22 protein-coding genes are annotated in these 21,030 nt (G+C 48.6%); 13 read left to right on the top strand and 9 right to left on the bottom strand.

Translation table 11 applies throughout. From position 1 onward, the window contains the following. Positions 1-68: 68 nt before the first annotated feature. Positions 69-1,247 carry a hypothetical protein gene (locus tag JW984_04430; protein MBN1572425.1) on the bottom strand — a complete coding sequence of 393 codons (1,179 nt, stop codon included), beginning with the start codon at positions 1,245-1,247 and terminating at the stop codon, positions 69-71. 285 nt (positions 1,248-1,532) lie between these two features. Between JW984_04430 and JW984_04425 the strand changes: the two genes are divergently transcribed. Next, the gene (locus JW984_04425) at positions 1,533-2,972 is read left to right on the top strand and encodes a hypothetical protein (protein MBN1572424.1); all 1,440 of its coding nucleotides are present in this window, start codon (positions 1,533-1,535) and stop codon (positions 2,970-2,972) included. 229 nt (positions 2,973-3,201) lie between these two features. On the opposite strand, the gene JW984_04420 is transcribed toward JW984_04425, so the two are convergent. The 4 genes from JW984_04420 to JW984_04405 all read right to left on the bottom strand — a co-directional run bounded on the left by JW984_04420 (position 3,202) and on the right by JW984_04405 (position 5,719). After that, positions 3,202-3,459, bottom strand: a complete 258-nt coding sequence (locus tag JW984_04420) for a sulfurtransferase TusA family protein (GenBank protein MBN1572423.1) — start codon at positions 3,457-3,459, stop codon at positions 3,202-3,204. Continuing rightward, positions 3,459-3,941 carry a DsrE/DsrF/DrsH-like family protein gene (locus tag JW984_04415; protein MBN1572422.1) on the bottom strand — a complete coding sequence of 161 codons (483 nt, stop codon included), beginning with the start codon at positions 3,939-3,941 and terminating at the stop codon, positions 3,459-3,461. The genes JW984_04420 and JW984_04415 overlap by 1 nt, the downstream gene beginning before the upstream one ends. 72 nt (positions 3,942-4,013) lie before the next feature. Next, positions 4,014-4,514, bottom strand: a complete 501-nt coding sequence (nifU, locus tag JW984_04410) for a Fe-S cluster assembly scaffold protein NifU (protein MBN1572421.1) — start codon at positions 4,512-4,514, stop codon at positions 4,014-4,016. 23 nt (positions 4,515-4,537) lie between these two features. Then, positions 4,538-5,719 carry a cysteine desulfurase gene (locus JW984_04405; GenBank protein ID MBN1572420.1) on the bottom strand — a complete coding sequence of 394 codons (1,182 nt, stop codon included), beginning with the start codon at positions 5,717-5,719 and terminating at the stop codon, positions 4,538-4,540. 181 nt (positions 5,720-5,900) lie between these two features. Here JW984_04405 and JW984_04400 point away from each other — a divergent pair, with 181 nt between their 5' ends. The 5 genes from JW984_04400 (at position 5,901) to JW984_04380 (ending at position 10,104) form a co-directional block, all read left to right on the top strand. Next, the gene (locus JW984_04400) at positions 5,901-7,037 is read left to right on the top strand and encodes a hypothetical protein (protein ID MBN1572419.1); all 1,137 of its coding nucleotides are present in this window, start codon (positions 5,901-5,903) and stop codon (positions 7,035-7,037) included. 27 nt (positions 7,038-7,064) lie between these two features. Beyond that, the gene (locus JW984_04395; protein ID MBN1572418.1) at positions 7,065-7,892 is read left to right on the top strand and encodes a DUF169 domain-containing protein; all 828 of its coding nucleotides are present in this window, start codon (positions 7,065-7,067) and stop codon (positions 7,890-7,892) included. A 175-nt stretch (positions 7,893-8,067) separates the two neighbouring features. Next, complete coding sequence (locus JW984_04390; protein MBN1572417.1) at positions 8,068-8,583, top strand: hypothetical protein; 516 nt, start codon at positions 8,068-8,070, stop codon at positions 8,581-8,583. A gap of 10 nt (positions 8,584-8,593) precedes the next feature. Beyond that, complete coding sequence (locus JW984_04385) at positions 8,594-9,148, top strand: hypothetical protein (GenBank protein MBN1572416.1); 555 nt, start codon at positions 8,594-8,596, stop codon at positions 9,146-9,148. A gap of 218 nt (positions 9,149-9,366) precedes the next feature. Further along, positions 9,367-10,104 carry a hypothetical protein gene (locus tag JW984_04380; protein MBN1572415.1) on the top strand — a complete coding sequence of 246 codons (738 nt, stop codon included), beginning with the start codon at positions 9,367-9,369 and terminating at the stop codon, positions 10,102-10,104. Between the two features lie 84 nt (positions 10,105-10,188). Here the strand turns inward: JW984_04380 and JW984_04375 are convergent, their stop codons facing one another. Together JW984_04375 and JW984_04370 are read right to left on the bottom strand one after the other, a co-directional pair. Next, positions 10,189-10,539 (bottom strand): GNAT family N-acetyltransferase, encoded by a 351-nt coding sequence (locus tag JW984_04375; GenBank protein ID MBN1572414.1) that lies wholly within the window; start codon positions 10,537-10,539, stop codon positions 10,189-10,191. Between the two features lie 96 nt (positions 10,540-10,635). Then, a complete protein-coding gene (locus JW984_04370) occupies positions 10,636-12,075 on the bottom strand; it encodes an aminotransferase class V-fold PLP-dependent enzyme (protein MBN1572413.1) in 1,440 nt (479 codons plus the stop codon). Between the two features lie 224 nt (positions 12,076-12,299). Between JW984_04370 and JW984_04365 the strand changes: the two genes are divergently transcribed. The 7 genes from JW984_04365 (at position 12,300) to JW984_04335 (ending at position 18,010) form a co-directional block, all read left to right on the top strand. Then, on the top strand, positions 12,300-12,950 hold the full coding sequence (locus JW984_04365) for an HAD-IA family hydrolase (protein MBN1572412.1): 651 nt from the start codon (positions 12,300-12,302) through the stop codon (positions 12,948-12,950). A gap of 77 nt (positions 12,951-13,027) precedes the next feature. Continuing rightward, complete coding sequence (locus tag JW984_04360) at positions 13,028-14,410, top strand: hypothetical protein (protein MBN1572411.1); 1,383 nt, start codon at positions 13,028-13,030, stop codon at positions 14,408-14,410. Positions 14,411-14,563: 153 nt separating this feature from the next. Next, positions 14,564-14,701 (top strand): hypothetical protein, encoded by a 138-nt coding sequence (locus JW984_04355; protein ID MBN1572410.1) that lies wholly within the window; start codon positions 14,564-14,566, stop codon positions 14,699-14,701. A 78-nt stretch (positions 14,702-14,779) separates the two neighbouring features. Further along, the gene (locus JW984_04350; protein ID MBN1572409.1) at positions 14,780-15,511 is read left to right on the top strand and encodes a hypothetical protein; all 732 of its coding nucleotides are present in this window, start codon (positions 14,780-14,782) and stop codon (positions 15,509-15,511) included. A gap of 471 nt (positions 15,512-15,982) precedes the next feature. After that, complete coding sequence (locus tag JW984_04345) at positions 15,983-16,567, top strand: molybdenum cofactor guanylyltransferase (GenBank protein MBN1572408.1); 585 nt, start codon at positions 15,983-15,985, stop codon at positions 16,565-16,567. Beyond that, the gene (gene mobB / locus JW984_04340) at positions 16,546-17,052 is read left to right on the top strand and encodes a molybdopterin-guanine dinucleotide biosynthesis protein B (protein MBN1572407.1); all 507 of its coding nucleotides are present in this window, start codon (positions 16,546-16,548) and stop codon (positions 17,050-17,052) included. Before JW984_04345 ends, mobB begins: the two co-directional genes overlap by 22 nt. A 139-nt stretch (positions 17,053-17,191) precedes the next feature. Continuing rightward, positions 17,192-18,010, top strand: coding sequence for an amidohydrolase (locus JW984_04335; protein MBN1572406.1), 819 nt, complete (start codon positions 17,192-17,194; stop codon positions 18,008-18,010). 453 nt (positions 18,011-18,463) lie between these two features. Here the strand turns inward: JW984_04335 and JW984_04330 are convergent, their stop codons facing one another. Next, positions 18,464-19,846: a sigma-54-dependent Fis family transcriptional regulator gene (locus tag JW984_04330; GenBank protein ID MBN1572405.1), complete on the bottom strand. Its 1,383-nt coding sequence runs from the start codon at positions 19,844-19,846 to the stop codon at positions 18,464-18,466. 366 nt (positions 19,847-20,212) lie between these two features. Continuing rightward, a complete protein-coding gene (locus JW984_04325; protein MBN1572404.1) occupies positions 20,213-20,869 on the bottom strand; it encodes a hypothetical protein in 657 nt (218 codons plus the stop codon). Positions 20,870-21,030 lie beyond the last annotated feature (161 nt).

Here is a 21,030-nt window from a genome sequence, read left to right as displayed (position 1 = left end):
AAAGTGTAACAAACTTCCCTGATACTTACAATAAAATTTTCATATCTACTCGTATAAACTATTTAAGTCTAAAAAAAATAGACTAAAAAACGACTAATAATATTCTCTAGGAAATATCCAAAAGCAGCACCGACCAACGTGCTAAAAATAATTGTTAATACCATAACCCATAAATCTATCATTTTTCTATAACCAACCAACTCTCTCAGGCCCATTGAAACAAAATGCATATAGGACTCAATTGGAATATCTTCTATATTCAGATAATTAGTTGAATCTCTCAAGAAATAACCTTGAAGCTCGTTCAAGCGATTCTTAAATTCCTGGACTTTTAGGTTATGCCCCCTTGCTGAAATGAGCCAGGATATAAGCAGTATAAAAAAGTTTTGAATTTCATCTGTAATCTTGGCAATTAATTTAGCCCTGTGCATCAATTTACTTTTTAAGGTTTTTATTAAATCAGTTCTAATGTTTAATATGTCTTTGCATTTTTCATTCAAAAAGTCTATACTCTTTCTACTAATCATAATTTTATTATTCGACAAAGAGTAGAACTCCCTTAAAACATCTTTTGTCTTTTTAAATATACCTTCAAAAAATATTTCCGGATTAGTTCTGCCTGAAACATATACAATGTCGCTATCTTTATTCATATTCTTTATTCTAATATTGGCATCTTTCTTTTTACTCGTTAATAATTCCGCAAGAAATAAATCATTTAACGGAGCGGGACTTACTTCCAAAACATCATAATCATCTTCGCCTTTAAACCCGCTATCAATACATTCCTTAAGTAGACTATGCGCCGTTTTCATTCCATACTCATTATCGTGCTTGTTTTCATCATTAACTTCCATGTAATACAAAACAAAATTGCCGTTATAGAGTAGTTTAAATTGCTTTCCGTTGCCTACAAAAAAACAACCAATTTTAATAGGATCACCTAAATTAAGAACTTGATACTCACTATTAAAACCAAATTTTACTATCTCATCGATTCCTGTATCTAAAGGATCATCAATTTTTGTAGTTAAATCTACATCGTCAATTTTTGTAATTTTGCCATTATAATCTACGTCTTTTACAAAATTTTTGCATTGCTTGAGAGATTTCTCTAATCTCTTTCCAGTTATTGTAGCTAATTCTATATTTTTTTCTATTTTTTCCGCTTTATCTTCGAGTATATATATTTTTTCACTCAGGTCAATTGGAACGGCGCCAAATGAAAATAGATACTTCTTTCCCATTTTTTTCTCCCGTTTTTTTGATTCTTTAATACTTTTTTTCAACGCTTTTTAACGTTTAAACAGCATGAAGAAAGTTCACTAATAAATCATATAATATTTAAATAACAAAATAAATCAAGAAAATAATAGTCGTTTTAAAAATAAATGCGCAATCAGTCATTTTTATATTGACATATTAAAAACAAAAAAATAGTATTAAGCAAAAACGAATTAATCATACAAAAAATGAAATTAATACAAAGTACTTTAGAATATTTTTTTTAACTGCTACCATGGTTATTTAGAATGAAAGTAAATATAAAAAATAAACTTAGTAACTTACGATTATGTTTGCTTAAATTAAAAGATAGAATAAAAAACAAACTTAGCAATCTACTATCATTGCTACTGGAAAATAAAAAAGTTATTATTTTTTTTGTTGCAATATGTTTTATAATTTCTATATATGTTCATTTTTTATTCTTTATATACGAACACTACAAAGATCCCATTTCTCTTATAAAGAAAATCACATCATTTACCTCAACAAAGACTATTTTTTTCCTGGAGCATATCAGCACATTAAGTATTATTTTTTTAATTACCGTTTTAATTATAATTTCGTGTTTTTTTTATGTACTATATATAATTAAATTAGATATTGAAAAAAGGACAAGAACCAGTAAAGGGAAAAAGATAAAGTGCATAATTTGTGGCGCCGAGTTAAGCAACAATAAAGCAGAATTTTGTGCTAATTGCAGAAAGAAATCATTTATTGAACAAATAGATTCAAGACTCAAAAAGGTACCAGAAAAAACTAAAAAAGTATATATTGTTTTTTTTGTATTAATACTTATACTAGTACTTTTTTTTACTAAAAGCAATCTCGATTATTTTGAAAGACAGAAAATTCGTTCTGAAATAAAAGAGTTTTTACAAGATATCTATTATAAAGAACATGAGTATTGTCGAAATAAAAATGAATTCTGTTCAAAAGCCAAGGAGATGGGCATTTTATCTATTCCGGAAAATACCAAATTCGCCATTACTCATGCAGACAAAAATAGTTTCGTAGCCCGAGCTTTTGTAAATATCGATAAAGAAAGAGATGAGTATGAAGATATATGGCAGATAACTGAAAAAACTGACGAGCCCGAACTCATAGCGGACGACATTAAAAATAGATGCGTCCGGGCTGAAAAAAAATCGGAAAGCAGTTCAAATTCAATTAAAAAAGAAAAATGTCCAGATTCGGACGGCATTGAGCATATCTTCAAATACGGAGTCGACTCCTTTGCCGACAGGGTCATTCATTATAGGATGGGATCTCCACAACCTGTATACCCCAACAGCAAAATACCGACCAATGCGATCGGATTGCCGAACTACAGGATCATGCTCTCAAACGATGAAGTCACCCTTGGATGCAGGGGCTCGATCACCCTCGAATTTTCAAGGGTGAGACTGATCGACGGAGACGGTTGCGACATATGTGTATTTGAAGTAGGGGACGACGTCGAAGCGACTTACCTTGAGATAAGCGAAGACGGCGAGCATTGGATTAATATCGGCAGGATACACGGAGGCATATTCTGCGTCGATATCGGTCAAGAAGAAAGAGTAAAATTCTATAATAGATTTCGTTATGTAAGATTGACGGATTTGGGAGATCAATGCAAATACGGAAATTATCCCGGCGCCGAAATTGACGCCGTGGGAATTATTAACGGCATCCTTGTGAAATAGACAACCCCATTGTTTCCAACCTGCAAGTTACATCGGCCACTTGGAGTCGTCCGAGAGAGCCAAGCCCCGAAGCTAATGTGACCGATTTCCCTATTATGGGATCAGGTCAGCCCGGCCTTTATTCACATTAAGCCGACTTCTTAATGTCAACCCTCCTTCTTTTAGTCGACCTGCCTTCCCCTTAAAATCAATCAGGTTCTTTTCATGTCGGCCCGCCCCTTCTTTTACGTCAGTCCGCCCTCTTCTTCACGAAGACCTTGAAGACGTCGTCCTCCTCCTTGAGGCCCAGATACTCGTTTCCGGTGGCGCTGCACCAGGCGACGATATCCTCCTTTATCCCCTCGTCGGTGGAGAGGGTCTCCAGTACCTCCCCCTCCTTCATTCCCTTAATCTTCTCCGATATCTTGATTATCGGAAGCGGGCAGAGCATCCCGTAACAGTCCAGTGTCTGGTCTTTCTTGAAATCCATATTAAAACCCCATCTCATCAAATAAAGAGGTTGATCTTGCTCTCCCTGGCCATTGCCAGGTAGGTGGCGACCCCCGCAAAGCGAGTTACTTCATCAATAATGTCTTCCTTGTCCACCCCCATAAACTCCATCGATGTGGTGCAGGCGATCATCGTAACACCAAGGGAGTGGGCGATCCCTATCATCTCCTTTACGCTTAACATCATCGACTTTTTCATCAGGATCTTCATCATCCACGTCCCGATCCCCCCCATGTGAAACTTCGAGAGCTTGAGCCTGCTTGCTCCGCCGCGGTTTACAATCCCGAAGGTCTTCTTTAAAAACTCCCTGGGGCTCTTAGCCGATCTCTCCTTTCTCACAACGTTGAGTCCCCAGAAGGTGAAGAAAATGGATACATCCATCCCCATGGCCGCCGCCCCGGTGGCGATGTTGAAGGCCGCCAGGACCTTGTCTATATCATCGCTGAAGACGATGATCGTCGCCTTGTCTTTGCCGCTCATCTTTCCCTCCAAAAACAAAATTCAGACAAAAACAGTGTCCACACTCCCGGCCCAAACTGTGTCGGAAATTATCTATTCGGAGGCTGGCCTGTTCTGACACATCTCCACGTGACTGTCCTTGCAGTCGAACTCCTCGCCGCAGTAGGGACAATGACAGTGGGCGGCGGAATCCGCCGGCTTTTCCGGCCTCTTCGCCTTAGGCTCAACCTTGACGTCCTTCCTGTAGTTCTCGATAGCCCTGTGGAGGGCGTCCGCGCCGAGATTCGAGCAATGGAGCTTGTTCTTGGGAAGACCACCCAGCTCCTCCGCAACGTCCTTGTTGGTTATCTTCATCGCCTCGTCCAGGGTCTTGCCCATGGCCATCTCGCTTATCATGCTCGACACGGCAATGGCGCTGCCGCAGCCGAAAGTCTGGAATTTTATATCCTCGAGCCTGTCGTCCTTGACCTTGATGTAAAACGTCATCATGTCTCCGCAGACCGGATTTCCCTCCTCGCCGATTCCGTCGGCATTATCCAAGACCCCCACGTTTCGGGGATTTCTGAAGTGATCCATAACCTTTTCTGAGTACATGGCTTATATACCTCCTTTTCCTGTTATTTTTTTCCTTCTTTCAAATATTTCGTATATAACGGGGACATCTTCCTCAGCCTCTCAATGATGGGAGGAAAAACCTCCAGGACGTAGTCCACATCCTCCATCGTGTTCATCATCCCGAAGCTGAAGACGATCGATCCCTGGGCCAGGGCGGTCTCCACCTTCATCGCCTCGAGGACGTGGGAGGCCTTCAAGGCCTTCGAGGTGCAGGCGGAGCCGCTGGCGACGCACACCCCCTCCATGCTGAGGCTCAAGAGCATCGCCTCCCCCTCGATGAACTCGACAACGAAACTCGCGTGTCCCGGAAGCCTCTTTTCAGGGTGTCCAGTGAGATAAATATGATCGATTTTAGAGGTGAGTCCCGATATAAGGGCATCCCTGAGCACGGTCAGGTGTTTTGCTCGATCCGCCATCTCATCCTTGGCAAGCCGGGCGGCAAGGCCCAGCCCCACGATCCCCGGGACGTTCTCCGTCCCAGGACGCCTGCCGTCCTCCTGTATCCCCCCGTCGATAAAGGGCACTATCCTCGTCCCCTTTTTCAGGTACAGGGCCGCCGCGCCCTTCGGCCCGTAGAACTGGCTGCCGGAGAGGGAGAGGGAGTCGACCCCGAGCTTATTCACATCCACGGGGATATTCCCCACGGCGGAGACGGCGTCTGTATGAAAAATTGCGCCCCGCTCTTTTGCCACTTTCGCGATCTCACCTATCGGCTCTATCGTCCCCACCTCGCTGTTCGCGTGCATAATGGACACCAATATCGTCTCATCAACCATCGCCTTTTTTACATCTTCGAGGCTCACGACGCCGTGCTTGTCCACCGGGACGTGGGTCACCGAGAAACCCTCTTTTACAAGGCTCTTTACAGAGTGGAGGACCGACTGGTGCTCGATCGCCGAGACCACGATGTGGCTCCCCTTCTTCTTCGCCGCGTGGGCGATACCCTTTATCGCGATGTTGTTCGACTCGGTGCCGTTAGCGGTGAAGTATATCTCGCCAGGATCGGCGGAGATGAGGTCTGCCATCACTTCCCTCGCCGCCTCGATGGCGCCCTTGGCCTCCTCGCCGTATACGTGGATGCTTTGGGGATTTCCGAAGTATCCCTTCAGATAGGGTATCATCCCATCGACGACTTTGTCGTCAACCGGGGTTCCTGCCGCATGATCAAGATATATTGTTTTCATCTTTTTTCTTCCATAATTCTTACTATTACATTAAATATATAATAACCAAGTGGTTTTGTCAAGTATTTTGTTGGGATTTTTTTCGCCCTTTCAAAGAAATTGAAAACCAACCAAAGGGCTGAATTTTCCTTGTTTGATTTCAAAGATAATGATATTGTGAAAAAAAAAGGGAGGAAAAGCTATGAAAAAGATATTAAAATGGTCTTTTAATATTGTCTGCCTTCTTATTATTGCGTTAATAGTCCTTATAACCCATTTCTCATTTCGGCCCAACCGCTCCGAAGTATCGGAACTCCTGGAGATAGAGACGTGGCCCGCCGTACACGACGGGCTCCACAACTCCAACACCGACATGATCTACCACGACGGCTCGTTTTACATGATCCACGCCGCCGCGCCCTACCACTTCGCCAGCGAGACGACGAGGCTCGTGCTAATGAAATCGAAGGACGCCAGGGAGTGGGAGAAAACCGCCGAGTTTCAGAATCCGGGCGAAGACATCAGAGACCCGAAGCTCGCAGCCATAGGAGAAAAACTCTTCATGTACGCCCTGAAGAACGTCGATTTTGCGGCGGAGCCCTACGGCACCGTGGTGACGACGAGCGCGGACGGCGTCGACTGGGAGCCTTTTCGCGATATCGAACCGAAGGGGTGGCTCTTCTGGCGGCCGAAGAGCAACGACGGCGGGAAGAGTTGGTACATCCCCGCCTACTGGAACGAGCACGGCAAATCGATCCTGTTGAGATCGACCGACGGCCTAAGATGGACCGAGGTCTCCCAGATATACGAGGGGGACTTTAACGACGAGACCGCCATCGAGTTTCTTAAGGACGGGAGGATGCTCGCCACGGCGAGGCTCGAGGTGGCCGGCTACTACTTCGGCGACAACCGGGGAAACACCCTAATCGCCGTCTCCGAGCCGCCGTACAAGGAGTGGACGGAGGAGCACAGCTTCGTGACCCGGCTCGACGGCCCGTACCTCTTCACCGTAAACGATCACGTCTACGCCGTCGGCCGTCTCCACACCGGCTGGAACATGCCTCTTACCGAGACGGGGAGCATCCTCGGCAAAAAGCGAACCTCCATCTTCCTTGTTACCGAGAAGGGGCTGATGTACCTCTCCGACCTCCCCAGCGCCGGGGACACATCGTATCCGGGGGTGGTCGTAAAGGACGGTTACGTCTACATCTGCTACTACACCAGCAACATCAAGCGGGACTATCCCTGGGTTATAGGGATGTTTACCCCCTCCGACATAATGATGGCAAAGATCAGCGTCAAAAGCCTCGAGGAGCTGGCGGATTCGAAGCTGAAGTAGATATTCAGCCAGAACGAAGGATACAAAATGAAAAACGATGACAGGCTCGCAGAATTTCTGTCTGCCCTGGGTCTCGACGAGGAGCCGATGGGGGTGATATGGACCGACGAGGAGCCGGAGGACTGCGTCTCCCCCAAACCGCAGACGCCTATAAGCCGCGAGGCGGAGGAGAAGGGGGAAATCGACTGGCAGTCGGTAATGGAAAATTTCGCCTGCGTCCTGGGGATCATCTGGCGGGCGAGGAAGAAAAACGCCGCCGCCTGCTTCGACGCCGAGCGGTTCGGGTGCCTTGGCGGGGCCTTCTACCTCGGGTTCATGAACCCCTACCTCCACATGCACCCCCCCTTCATCTCCACAGGGATCCCCGGCATCATTGAGGGGGAGCGCTACGCCGCCTCCCCGGAGGCGGCAAAGGCCTTCTTCGACGCCATGGACCCGCCAAAAGCCGCCGCCAGGTACTGCGTCGTAAAACGGATCGGCCAATTCAAGGAGGGGGAGGTTCCGGTCACCGTTGTCTTCTTCGCGCGCCCCGAGGCGATGAGCGGCCTTGCGGTCCTCACCGCCTTCATAACGGCCGACATCGATGCTGTGAGGTCGCCCTTCGGCCCCGGCTGCAGCGACGTGGTGACATGGCCGGCTAAATACCTGAAGGACAATAAAGAATTCGCCGTCCTCGGCGGCTTCGACCCGTCATGCAGGAAGTTCCTCAAGACCGACGAGATGACGTTCGCCGTCCCCTACTCCCTATACGAGAAGATGCTTAACAGGTGGGAGGAGTCGTTTCTCACCACCGAGACGTGGAAGAACCAGAAGAAGAAGATAGAGAGGAGTAAAAAGGCCTGGGGGGAGGAATAAAAAAGCTATTGAACAACTTGTCCTGACTGTGGTACTAATATCTTCAATATTAACAATTTTTTGTGTTATATTTTCCACTTGAATAGACTTGTCACTTTGTGTATACTTTCTTTATTAACTATACGACTCAATTAAAAGCCTTGATGATAAAAGTATAGAAAACAGGAAAGATAAAATGGGATGCTTTCTTGAATTATTGGGTGTTGTATTAATAGTTGTTTCTCCTTTTCTTTTATTTGTTGGTGGTATTGGTATTCTAACATTTATTTTAGGTGTAGCTTCCGTTGTAGGTGGACACTTTTACATTAAGAATGAACAGAAAAAAAAGAAACAAGTTAAGAGGCAATTTCAGGAATTTGAAAAAGCCGCAGAAGAAGAAAGACTTTCAAAAAAGCAATGTCCACAGTGTGGAGAAAGCATACCAAAAGAAGCTAAAATGTGCCGCTTTTGCAATTTCAGATACAGCACTATTTATCAACTTACTGTCTATAAGCCAGAAGATACAAAAAAAGCCCATTTTTTAATAAAAAAACTTTCTGAAATGAAAGGCATTCCATATTCAAGAATAAATTCTGACCTACAGGAGGGAATGACTGTTGAATATCCAGATAAAGAAAAAGCTGTTAAGAACAAAAGCTTGTTTGAACTTCATGGTTGTCGCGTTGAAATTGGAGAAGTATTGAAACCTTAATAAAAATTTCATGAAGGTAGGACTAGATGTGGATTTAGAAAATTTAAATTCGATAGCTAGTGTTACAAACGCTTTTCTTACAGCATTAGCCGCCTTATTTGCCACAATATCTACTTTTTTATGGAATTGGCACAAATTTAAAATACAGAAGAAACAATTGGAATTACATAAGAGACAATTAAATTTACAGGAATCTCAAATCGAATATTTAATAAAGGCAAGGGATAAAGATTTTAAAATGTCTTTTTCAATAAATACAGTAAAAATACAATATCATTCAACATTCCATAACGTATTTATAGAACTTATAAATTGTAACAACACTAAACCACTTGGAGTAAAAAAAATAGATTTATTTTTTAAAGATACTCCAACACCCAGAGAAATAGAACATAAAAAAGTATATATAGACCCTATGGATTTTGAGAAAGTTGAGCTTAGGTTGCATGATAAAGATACCAATCAATTTAAGCACAAAAATGTAATGTTGAGGATTACAGATACTGATGATGTAAGTATAGAAGCGAATTTTGTTTTCAATGAGGGTGTAGTATTCAAATCATAATAATGCAATTTTTCCCCTTTTTAAGGCATAAAGAGAATTTTTGTAAAAAGGTCATTAAAAGGTTTGACACGTAATAAATTACCTGATAGGTTATATTACCTAAATAATAAGGTATTTTTAACATCTTAAACACCATCCTAAAAAAAACCACATCTTAAGTTCAAATACAAAAAAAGTGTTGACCATCTTGAATATATAGAAAATAATTGGAGACACATATGAAAAAGCTTACTATTTTAACACTGTTTTTTTCGCTGCTCGTTTTCGCCGCAACGGCCGGATTCGGCGAAGAGGTGATGAAGACCGCCAACGCCGATCTGAACGGGGACGGGATCCCCGATAAAATCTCCTTTACACTAAATCGCGCAATGGGGGGATTCGCGCTCTTCGTAAACGAAACATCCGTAATCGGAAAATTTAAGGACGCCGATATCAACGGCTTTTTTGTCGTGGACGTTAAAAGGTATGACCCGTACAAAGAGATAGCGGTGATCTCCTACGGGGAGGGCTACGACTACGAATACCTCCTCTTCCGGTACGACGGCTCTACAATAAAGGAGATGGGCGGCTTCTCCGGCCTGCCTTCGTATTCCGGAAACGGGATCGTTATGGTGAATATCTGGATGGGCTTCTGGTCTATGAAGGAGAAATATCTTCTCGACGACTCTTCTGGCAGGCTGAACCACGTTTCCCAGGAACTCTACTACGTGGGTATTGAAGCGACCGTCAAGGAGAGCTTCCCGGTATACAAGACCCGCGGTGAAAAAAACGTCGTGGCCGAAACGCTCCCCACAAGCAAAATCCTGATCATTGCCTGCGACCCGTCGCCTAAATGCGAAGACGGCGGCGATTTCTTCTGCGACTGGTATCTGGTAAAAACAAACACCGGCCTCATCGGATGGGTCAGGCTCAAGACGCTTTCGGATAAGCTGGAATCCCTCCCCTGGGCGGGTTAGGTGGATTGATGCCTTAAACAATCAGGTTCAGGGAAGATGATGATCATCGGTTTTACGAAACCGGCATAACTGGATAACCGCTCACTAAATCGCCCTCTTCATCAAGACTGCCGTCTCCGGGCAGAGCAGGGAAAACTCCGTGCTTCCCCTGATTTCCCCGGGCGCCTCAGCCCTCGCAATTCGCTCGAAGCCTATCTTCTCGAAGAAACCTGGGGCTGTGGTCTTCAGGAGGTAAAGCTCCGATATTCCCCTCCCAACCGCCTCCTCGATAAGGAGATCGCAGAGGCCGGAGCCGTATCCCCTCCCCCTTGACTCCTCGACAACGACAACCGAGCGCAAGAGCCCGCATCCTCCGAAGGCCTCAATCCCGCCAATGCCGATAAACTCTTCGCCAGCATAGCCGAGGTACAGCACCCCCCAGCTTCTCGGGGACATCCTCGATGGGAAGGCCGTTTCCCCCAAGCAACGTCTTTATAGTATTGAGAGCCGACCCGTCGGCGAGCACGAGTCTGAGTCCCTCAATGTATTTCATCATTTCTCCTCCACGATCTCCACCCCGAACCTCTCGAGCCTCGCTATCGTCTCCTCGATGTCCTCAAAGGTCGTCCTCGGATTTATCGTGCACATCCTGAGGAACACCCTTCCCCTCAGTTTCGTTGAGCTTACCATCGCGAACCGGTCGTCTACCATCATGTCGACAATCTTATTGTTCACTTCGTCTACCTCCTCTTCGGACAAATCCTTCTGAACAAACCTGAAGGCCACGATGGCGAGACTCGCGGGCGCCGCCACCTGCCACCTGCCGGACTTTTTAAGAACCTCCTCTGCGTGCTCGGCAAGGGTAAACCCCCAGGAGATCGCCTCCCTGAACGCATCGAGGCCGAAGAGCTTGAGCGACATCCAGAGCTTCAGCGCCTTGAAGTTCCGGCTCATATGAATCCCTAGCTCGTAGAAGTTGACCTCGCCATGAAGCACCTCAGCGTCCTGCATATACTCCGGCCGAATCTGGAAGGTCTCCCTCAAGAGGTTCGCGTCCCTGACAAGGACGCACCCGATCCCGAACGGCTGGAAGAGCCACTTATGCGGATCGATGGAGAGGGAGTCCACTCGCTCAATCCCGCTAAGGATGGAGGCCCCCTTCTCCGTTATTACGGCAGACGCCCCGAATGCCCCGTCCGCGTGGAGCCACAATCCCTCCTCTTTGCAGAGCTCAGAAAGTTCGACCAAGGGATCTACCGCCCCGGTGTTCGTCGTCCCGGCGTTAGCGATTACCAGAAAGGGGAGCTTCCCCTCCTTCCTGTCCTCGGCTATGGCGTCCTTGAGGGCGTCGATTTTTATTTGAAACAGGTCGTCCGTTGCGATCTTTTTTATCCGATCGCGGCCAAACCCCAGAACCATCAACCCCTTCTCCACGGAGGAGTGGGTCTGGTCGGAAAAGTAAATGGCGCCCTTACCTATGTCGTTTCCAAGCTTTACCCGCCTCGCCACGGCGAGGCCCGTCAGGTTCGCCTCGGAGCCGCCGCTGACGAACATGCCCCCCGCCCCAGCGGGAAGCCTCAGGAGCTCGGCAAGCCACCGTATCGCCGCGAGCTCCACCGCCGCCGCCCCGGAGCTCTCGAACCACGTGCAGGTGATTATATTGAACCCGCTTGCCAGGGCGTCCGCCATGGTACCCACGAAGTTTCCCGGTCCCGGAATAAAGCCGAAAAACCTCGGGTGGTTCTCGAACATGTTATTTCCCATGATGTCTTTGACAACCGTATCGAGGACGACCTCGAAGTCTGAGCCCTCTTCGGGAACCGACTCCGAGATGATGTATTCCATGTCCGCCCTCTTGGCCGTACTTGACGCCGGCTTTTCGCCAAGGTCCGCCAATTGATCCACAAGGAGGTCTATCACCCTGTAGCCGATCCTTCGCATATCTTCCCTGGAAAAGGAGAGCGTCCTGTTTATATTTACCTCATCACTCATTTTATTATTTCCTTTATAAAATACCAGAGAATTCTATCACAAAGCTTTAGATTTATAAAGACAAAACTGTTTGAAGGCTTAAAAAGCGGAACCAAGACATAAACGGGTCGAGCGAAAAACCAAAATTTTAACTTTTTAATTTGTCTTTTTAAAGGCTTTACTATATTATTACACTCTGCGGTCAATACTGGTTTTTAACTAAAGGCAATAAAAAGAAAAAAGAAATGGAAAAGATCATTAGGGAAATCGACCTCTTTATATTCGACCTTGACGGAACGCTCGCGGACTCGAAGGACGACCTCAAGGCGACCATCAACCACACCCTGAAGTCATTCGGTATGAAGGCCCTTACCGATGCGGAGACAAGGGAGCTTGTGGGAAACGGGATAACAAATGTATTTAAGAACATGACCGGCAAAAGCGAGGAGGAGAAATACGAGACGATAAGGACCTACATCGAGTACCTCGAGAGTCACCTCCTGGACACTACCGTCCCCTTCCCCGGCGTCATCGAGACGCTCGCCGGCATCGAAAAGAGGAAGGCGGTGGTCACAAACAAGCTCGTCAGGATGGCCGAGAGGGTGGTAACCGCCTTGGGTATGGCCGACCATATAGACCTCATAGTCGGGTCAGACTCGACCCCCAAGATGAAGCCGGACCCCGCCCCCCTTTACCTGACCATCGAGAGCTTCAACGTCGCCCCGGAAAAGACCGTGATGGTCGGCGACACCGTGGACGACGTCCTCTCGGCAAAGGCGGCGGGCGTCATCTCCTGCGGGGTTTCCTACGGCTTCGGCCGGATGGAAGACCTCAAAGACGCGGGGGCCGACATCATCATAGACAGCTTCTCCGATCTCAAGTTTCATTTCAGGTAGTTTTCAGTGCTTGCGCTTGATTAAATCGACCCTAACGACATCAAAGGCCGAACCTCCTTAATCACTCTTTGACAAATATGGCAATATCAACAAATTTACCAAGAGCATCCGGATTTAAAGACACAAGGGCTCGGCCGCTGTTTCCTCTCCTCATAGCAAGCCTCGTCTTTCTGGGATCGAGCTGCGCCACAAACGACCTCAAGGATGTGACGGAGGGGGGCTGCCGGGGCGCTATATCGGAGACGACGCCCGCGGAGACCGCACCGGCTGAAACGGCGCCCACGGAACTCCACATCACTGAAGAGAAAAAGCCGGAGACAGAGTGGGGTGTAGAAAAAGAGGGGAAGGATATTGAAAGGATCGTCGGCTTTCAGGTGCTCCTCTTCTCCTCAAAGACGAAGGAGGGGCTCGTTGAGGAGATGTCAAAGATAAGGGAGGCGGGCGCCGACACGGTAATCGTCAGGGTCTTCCACAACAGGGGAGACCGCTTTTACCCCTTTGTCGAGCCGGGGGCCGACTCCGGCGTCTACTTCAGGACTAGGCACGCACCCGTGGTGGCCGATGCCCTGACGCCGATGATCACAGCAGCCAGAGCAAACGGGCTTTCGATCTACGCATGGATGACCACGAAATACGCGGTCTACGGGAGGAGCGAGAACAACCTCTACTCCTACGATTTTGAAAGCAAAAAGATAGTCCCCTCCTTAGGCGTGGACATCTTCGACGACCGCGAGGTCACAAGGCTCGTGAATATATACGAAGACCTTGCCCGATACGACATCGACGGGATTCTCTTTCAGGACGACCTTATACTCAGGCACGCCGAGGGGATGGGAGACGGCGCATCGAGGCTCTACGGGAATAAGATCAGGCCCGAGTCGTTATACGTATCGCCGTACCTCAACTCCGCCGGCACGAAATATTACGTCAGGGAGTACACAGACGAGTTCTGGAGATGGTCTTCCTTCAAGTCGAGGCGCCTTGCCCTCGTGGCGAAGAGGATAATGGCGGGGGCGAGGGGGATCAATCCCCGACTCAGGTTCGCCGTAAACCTCTCCTACGAATCCGCAATACGGCCGGACCTCGCCCTGGCGTGGTTCTCCCAGGACATCGGCGAGTTCAAGACTGACAAAAACGGCGAGGGTGTCGACTACTTCTTTATCATGGCGTACCACCGCCAGATGATGAGGGAAAAATCGTATAACGATCTCAAGCAGGTGGCGCCGCTGATAAACAACGTCTGCAACAACGCAGTCTTTATTGTGGGAAGGCCGGAGAGGCTCGTTATCAAGCTCCAGGTCACCGACTGGAAGACAGACGCCCCCATCGCGGAAGGGGAGCTTCTAAAGGTCGCCTCATACCTATGCCGAATTGACGAGATAAGCATCGCCTTCGTCCCATTCAGGATCGACGCGCCGCTGAAGGACGTAAAAAATGTGGTTCGGATGTCGGACAGATGAGGTATAATAGATTACTGAAACCCCCATGTCTGTATCGGCTGAATAGACAAAAATGAGAACGGATATATCAAATATAGAAGCAAATATAGAAGCAAATACAAAAGCAAACACAAAATGAAATACAAGAGCAAACCCAATAGAGGCAAGGCTAAGATGAAAAAGGGCATATTTACGAGTTTAACGGCCCTGACGCTGATCTTGATTGCTATCCTGTCGGTCAAGGCCCTGAGCAACACGGTCACGATCGTTTTCTCCTGCGACACCTACGGGGATGTCCTCCCCTGCGTCTGAGAAAACAAGCGGCTGGGCGGGTACGCCCGGCGGGCAACGCTGATAAACGGCGTAAAGAGCGGCTATCCGAACGTCATCGTGGTCGATGCGGGTAACTCCCTCTTTGAACGGATAAGGGTCTCGTCCTTGACCGAAGATCTGGACCTGACCTCGGCGAAGTACTCCGCCTTAGGGATGAGCGAGATAGGATACGACATCGTAAACGTGGGGCAAAACGACCTCGCCGGCGGCCTCGACTACCTGAAGGAGCTTACCGAATCGGCAAGCTTCACACCAATCAGCGCAAACCTCCTCTCCGTTGGGACGATGGAGCCGGTCTTCAAGGCAACGGTTGTAAAGGAGGTGGAGGGAAAACGGATCGGCTTTTTCGGCGTCATGGGAGGGACCGCCTCCGGAGCCCACGATGTTGATACCTTTATCATCACCGACCCTGAGAGGGCGGCCAAAAAGGCGGTTGAGGAGCTTCGCGGAAGCTGCGACCTCGTCGTGGCGCTGTTGGCGATGGAGAGGGTCGAAGCAAACCTCCTGGCCAAGAACGTCCCCGGAATCGACCTCGTAATCACCCTAAGCCGTCCCAACCCGATTCCGAGGCCGATCGAGGTGGGAAACACGACAATGGTTGCAGGAGACAAGCAAGGGAAAAGGATAGGGAGGGTGACGGTAACCTTCGGCGGATCGGGAAAGAAGACGTACACAGGCGAGATCCTCCCCGCGGGGCTGCTGGTCAAGAGGGATCCGAAGGTAAGCAAGGTAGAAAACGAGTACTACCACTGGCTCAAGGAGCACCATCCAGCCGCCGTCGGGGAATAATCCCCGCCCCGAAAGAACGAAGGCTTGAAGGGGATATTTATTGAACCAACTGAACAAGGGGTTCCTAAGAAACCAAGAGATTTGGATATTGAGAGTGATCGGTGCATTTCGGTGCGATTTTAATTGAACGGGGATTATTTTTAGGGCACGCAGCTTGAGCCCTCCAACTGCGATTTAACATTTTCTTAGTACATGTACAAGTTCTCCCTCATCCGATTAATACGCAACCGGAAGGCTAAACTGCCCTTGACAAAATCGGAGATTTGGGCTAAAGTGAATTTGTTCATGTTTATCTCCGATAAAAGTCCAATAATGGAATGTCTCGTTTTTGGATAAGCAATAGACGGAATAGGTAAAATTCTAAAACGGCGAGAAAAAACTTCAGAGAGGATTGAAAAACCTGATAAGACAGAAGGGGCGGTTCGGGCGAATGTTTCCGGCGCAATTCTTGCGGGGGGGAAGAGCAAACGGATGGGTGTGAATAAGGCCCTCCTCGTTCTTGACGGCGCCACGATAATCGAAAGGGTAATAAAGACTATTGAACAAATCCTCTCCGAAATCATCGTGGTTACCAACGATCTGGAGAGCTTCGCCCATCTCAAATCGGGCAATATCCCGATAAAAATGGTCAAGGATATTCACACAGGCGTGGGCGCTTTAGGCGGGCTTCATTCTGGTATTCATCACGCTGCCGAGGATCTGGTCTTCGTTTGCGCCTGCGATATGCCCTTTATAAACCCCAAGCTGGTCAAATTCATCATCGATGCCGCAAAAGGATGTGATGCGGCCGTTCCGGTTATCGGTAATAATTACGAGCCCCTCATGGCCGCCTATTCAAAGGGCTGCATCGAGGGCATAGAGAAACAGATAGGGCTGGGGGAAAAACAGATAAAATCCTTTTTCGGGGATGTGAGACTGAGGGAGATAGCGGAAGCCGATTTGAGGAAAATCGACAGGGACCTCCTCTCCCTTTTCAACATCAACAACCCCGAAGACCTGTCGGCGGCAAGACGGATTCTTGCGGAGAGAGCACCATGGGAAAAAACACCCCCATAATCAGCGTGGTTGGATACTCCAACAGCGGAAAGACCACCTATCTCGAAAGGCTGATCCCGGAGCTTTCGGCGAGGGGATACAAGGTATGTGCCGTAAAGCACGATGTTCACAACTTCGATATCGACATCCCCGGAAAGGACAGCTACAGGCTCAAGGCGGCTGGCGCCCACACGACCCTGATCTCGTCGCCCGAAAAGATCGCCATAATATCGGACGTAGAAAGGGAGATGAAGCTCACCGAGATCCGCGATCGACTGACCACCGAGATTGACATTATAGTAACGGAGGGATACAAGTCGGACATCCACCCGAAGATAGAGGTGTTCCGAAAGGGAATGAGAGATGATCTCCTCTGCAAGGGAGACGACACGCTCTTTGCCGTTGCTGCGGACACGGAAATCGATGCGGCCGTTCCGGTTATGCCCCTCGACGACGCCGGTGAGATGGCCGACCTGATAGTGGAGCGTTTTCTCAAAAATCCTTGATGACGGAACGGCTCCCGCTCGAGTTGAATGTGGAAAGGCGAACTCGAAAGAGGGGCGAGTCCCGCTCGGCACGGCCCAATCAAAATAGTTATATCGCTTAACCGTTGTAGTAGATAATAATCGAAAGGAGAGGAAAAAGATGATTATTGACACCCATTCCCAGCTGTGGACGAAAGAGGCCATTGAGAGCTTTCCGAAGGCAATGGCGGAGGGCTACAAGCAGATGTTCAAGGACATCGGGATGCCGAGCATCGAACAAACCTTGAAGGACATGGACGACGCAAAGGTGGACAAGGCCGTCATAGTGGCCATAGACGCCGAGACGACCCACAAATACAAGGTGTCCAACGAGCTTGTGGCAAAGACCGTATCCCAGTATCCGGACAGGCTCATCGGATTCGCCTCCGCCGACCCGAACAAGGGGAAAAAGGCGGTGAAGGATTTTGAAATGGGGATAAAAGAGCTGAAGCTCAAGGGGTTGAAGCTTTTGCCCCACCTAAACGAGCTCGACATCAACGACAAAAAGGTCTACCCCCTCTACGAGGCCGCCCAGGAGATGAACGTTCCGGTCCTCTTCCACACAGGGACGCAGTTTCACGCGGGGACGAAGATCAAGTACTGCCGTCCCCTCTTCGTGGACGAGGTTGCCGTCGATTTTCCGCGCCTCAAGCTTGTTATCGCCCACTTCGGCTACCCCTGGTGGGAAGAGGCCCTGGCGGTGGTCAGGAGAAACCCGTTCGTCTACTTCAACATAGCGGGCTGGGGACCGAAACACATCCCGAAGGGAGTTTTCCAGGCGGCGGATTCCTACCTGAGGGGAAAGGTCCTCTTCGGAAGCGACTACCCCCTCCTGACCCGCGCGAGGATATTAAAAGAGGTGGGGGAGCTTGGACTCAAGGACGAGACCTTTAAAGCCATGACGGAGACAAACCCGAAGACGCTCCTCGGCCTCGCATGAGGAAGCCGATTCAGGGGATGCCCCCGACATTTCCGCTGTGTGTCAGGATTGAGCCGACGTCGGATGAAAAGGGACGGGAAGCCAACTGAATGCTGCTTCAGTCGACCGGCCCGCCGGGAGCCGCGCCGACCGGGCCGTCACGCGAGAGTCTGTATCAAGACTGAGCCGGAGTAAGATGAAAATGGATGGGGAACACCCAAGATACGTTTTCTCTAACAACCTGTTGAATCCATGCCGATAAATCGAGGCCGTATCGGATAAAAGCGATTTGCGGGGCGCCCGAAAATCTATTCACTCGATGAAGCTGTCATGCGAAGCTGTGCGCCTAGACGGTGCCGGCAGAAGAAGACGGAAGAAAGGGCGCCCGAATCCACTTTTCACCGACCGGGCCGTAATTACAAGTTGAACATCCTAATAGCGTCGGCGGCAGAAAAAACGGACTGGAGGGAACAATTAACTATATTCGGGGATCTTCAGCTTCTCTATCTGATAGAGGAGGACATGTCTGGGGATATTCAGAAATCGGGCAGCCCTGGACTTGTTGCCATTGGCTTGTTTTAGGGCATTGACCAACATATCTCTCGCCACCTCGTCCAGGACATCCTGATATTGGATGCCGTTGTTGGGGTATGTATCCGGAAGACGGGGGTGAATCTTGTCTCGACTGAAGGTTGACAGGGCCAGATGCCTTGGGTAGATCTTATCCCCGTCCGAGACGATGACGGCCCGTTCGATGACGTTTTTCAGCTCCCTGATATTCCCAGGCCAGGGATATTCCATTAACCTCTCCAAGGCAGATTCCGAAAAACCCTTGATATTCTTCTTGAGGCTCTTCGAGTATTGATCGAGCAGCGCCGTGGCGAAGACCTCAATCTCCTCCTTCCTCTCCCTCAACGGGGGGAGCTTGATATGGAGTACCTTCAACCTGAAGTAGAGATCGTCCCTGAACTCCCCCCGCTTCATGGCCTCGTTGAGGTTTTTGTTCGTAGCGGCGATTACCCTTACGTCCATCGAGATGTCGGTCACGCCCCCCACCTTCTTGAAGGTCATTGTATCGAGAAACCGCAGCAATTTCGCCTGCAACATAGGTGACATTTCGCCTATTTCGTCCAGGAAGATGGTCCCGCCCCTTGAGAGCTCGATCTGCCCCTTCTTGGACGTCTTTGCGTCGGTAAATGCGCCCGGCTCGTACCCGAACAGCTCCGACTCCATGAGGTTTTCGGGGATGGCGGCGCAGTTGATCTCCACAAAGGGGGCGTCCCTCCTCTCGGATCGATAATGGATGAAGCGGGCGAGGTATTCCTTGCCGGTCCCGGAGTCCCCCTCGATCAAGACCGTGGAGCGGTCCGATTCGGCGGCGGAGAGCGCAAGACTGTTTATCTCCTTCATCATCCCCGAATTGCCGGCGATAAAATCGAATTTGTACTTTTTCCTGTCCACCTCCCTGATGCTCTCTAACTTCCTCAGCAGCTTCAGGTGTTTCAGGTTCTTCTCTACTGATATTAGGAGCTCGTCGTTCGATATAGGCTTTGTGAGGTAATCCGACGCCCCAAGCTTCATCGCCGAGATCGCGGATTCAATGCTCCCATAGCCGGTGAGGACAACCACCTGAATGTCATCTAATCCCTCGTTTATCTCCCTTAAAATTTCAAGCCCCGAAGTGTCCGGCAACTGAAGGTCAAGGATCATAAGGTCGGGCCTCAAATCCCTCAGCTTTTCCATCCCCTCCTGACCATTTAACGCCGAGAAGGCCTTGTATCCGGCATCGGACAAGATTCTCCGAAGCATAATGTTCAGGTCTTCGTTATCGTCAATTATGAGTATCTTTGTGTCCATGAAATTTAGTAAAAAGTGAAAGATATTCCCATTATAATGTAAATTTTTTCATTTTACAAGGGTTTTATCAAGAATAGTTATCCATAATTCATCCGCTTCTGGTAGCGCGTAGTGCCCTGAATCTCGACTTTGACAACAGTAATCCAAGCGATTTTTCACATTTCTTGAAGTTTTAAAAAATTTTCTCAGCCTTCGCCCGGGTCAAAGCGGGGCATATTAGACTATAAATGCCGTTTGATTTGGTTAATCTGAAGGGAATTTTCGGCGGATTGGTTCTATTCCAAAGCTGCAATCGTAAAGAAGAATATTGCCCCCCTCCCCGCAGGGGGGGAGGGGGACTGATCAATAAACATCAGCGGGGTTGGACTATATCCATCTCAGCACACCGGCAAATATCACTATCATCAGCGCATCGATGCAAAACAGCGTGCCGATAAAAATCTTCTGGGTCTTAGGCTTCCAGTCGTAGCAGAGAAACGCCCCGTAGAAAAACGGGATGTAGACGGTGATGAAGACTGGTAGAGCCCCCCACCAGGGGTATACCCAGTGGAACGCCGGCGTCCAGGCCAGAAATATCTCGATTATCGAGATGAGGGCGGCGTTGACCACCGCAAAGAAGAGCCTGTTCGGTATGCCCAGAATCTTCACCTTTGGGTCTTCCGGCAGTATTTTTGAAAAGACGAGACCGGTGACCGAAAATGCGAGGCTTATCTCGATGCACACGCCGATCAGGAGCAGAAACGACGTCCCCGTCGGGACGAGCCATAGGGCGTGCCCGGAGAAGTGCTGGATCAGCGAGTTCATTATCTCGAAGAACCAGTGGATCATGTAAAACGAGAGGCCCGCCGCGACACCCTTCCAGTTCTTCTTTGAGATCTCGTTGAAATATATGTAGAAGACAAACACCAGGATAGGCGCTATGTACCACTGGAACGGCTCGGGCTTTCTCAAAAGAGTATCCCAGGTCTGCTGGGTCAGCTCCGGTCGGTTCAGCACCGCAATCAGATCGGGAATATTGAACATCTTTCTTCCTCCTTTATAAGTTAAGGTTTAAATACTAATCGCTATCTCCTCAATCCCGCATAATCCCGCATAACTCGAACTGCCGCATCTTGTCTCCCGTCGAGTTGCCGGAAGCGGCCGTCGATCTCCTTCATGTCTATCTCCGCAAAATTTACTCCGTT

The sequence above is a fragment of the Candidatus Zymogenus saltonus genome, assembly GCA_016929395.1.
GTDB classification, from domain to species: Bacteria; Desulfobacterota; Zymogenia; order Zymogenales; family Zymogenaceae; genus Zymogenus; species Zymogenus saltonus.
The sequence above is the reverse complement of the archived record's forward strand: the minus strand, read 5'-3'. Positions and strand labels throughout refer to the sequence as shown.